A 1,047-nucleotide genomic window follows, 5' to 3' on the forward strand; every position below is an offset into this window, starting at 1 on the left:
CGCCTGAGAGGGTGTTGGGTAACCCGGTGATTACTCGTCGTTGAGGTCTTTGGCGAGGCGTCGGGCGGCCTCGGTCTCGATCGGCCCTTCGGGCTCGATGTCCTCGCCGGCCAGCCGGGCGGACATCAGTCGGATCATCGCCACGTCGATCATCGCCTCGGCGTGGGCGGTCTTGCGTTCGTAGTCGCGCGCCAACCGTCTGCACCTCGTCAACCAGCCGAAGGTTCGCTCCACCACCCAGCGGCGGGGCAGCACCTGGAAGCCTTTCACGTCGGCGTTGCGCGGCACGACCACGATCTGGATGCCCTCGTGGTCGCCGGCCCAGCCGATCAGCCCGGCGTCGACGGTGTTGACGTAGCCGCCGTCGACCCAGACCAGGCCAAGCTGGGGGAACTCGTCGTGCACGCTGGTGAGCACCAGCCGGGCGCCGGCGCGATCCTGCACGCCGGCCGAGTGCACCACCCGGTGCAGCAGCAGCCCGTTGGTGTCGACCAGCAGGTGGCGCTTGCGGCCGCGCACCCGCTTGCCGGCGTCGTAGCCGATCGCCTCGCCGCCCTCGGCGCTCCTGGCCGACTGGGAGTCCAGCACCGCCGCGGTGGGCTGGGCATCGCGCCCGTCGCGTTCGCGCACTCGATCGCGCAGCGCCTCGTGCACCTGCCGCCAGGTGCCATCGGCGGCCCAGGCCCGAAACCACCGGTAGGCCGCGTCCCAGGGCGCCAGATCATGCGGCACCAGCCGCCACGCGCAGCCGGTGCGCAGCACGTACAGGATCGTGTCCAGGATCAGCCGGCGGTCGTGCTTGAGCCGCCGTCCTCCGTGCCGCGGATTGGCCACCGGCAACAGCGGCTCGATCTGCGCCCACTGCCCATCGGTCAGCGAGCTGTCATACCGCGAAGACGCCACCCGAGGCGGCTGGCAGGTACAGACACACATCCGCCCGCACCATCACCGGCTCACCGCCGAGAGCCAGCCGCCACGCCGACCAACGGGCACACCAAGTGCGGCCATCACTTCAAGTTCACGACCGGTTACCCAACACCCTCTGAG

Annotated in this window: 1 protein-coding gene; it reads right to left on the reverse strand. The window is 70.3% G+C overall.

From position 1 onward, the window contains the following. Positions 1-30: 30 nt before the first annotated feature. Positions 31-903, reverse strand: coding sequence for an IS5 family transposase (locus tag OF117_RS22060; protein WP_263555007.1), 873 nt, complete (start codon positions 901-903; stop codon positions 31-33). Positions 904-1,047 lie beyond the last annotated feature (144 nt).

The sequence above is a fragment of the Geodermatophilus sp. YIM 151500 genome, from assembly GCF_025716945.1.
GTDB lineage: Bacteria > Actinomycetota > Actinomycetes > Mycobacteriales > Geodermatophilaceae > YIM-151500.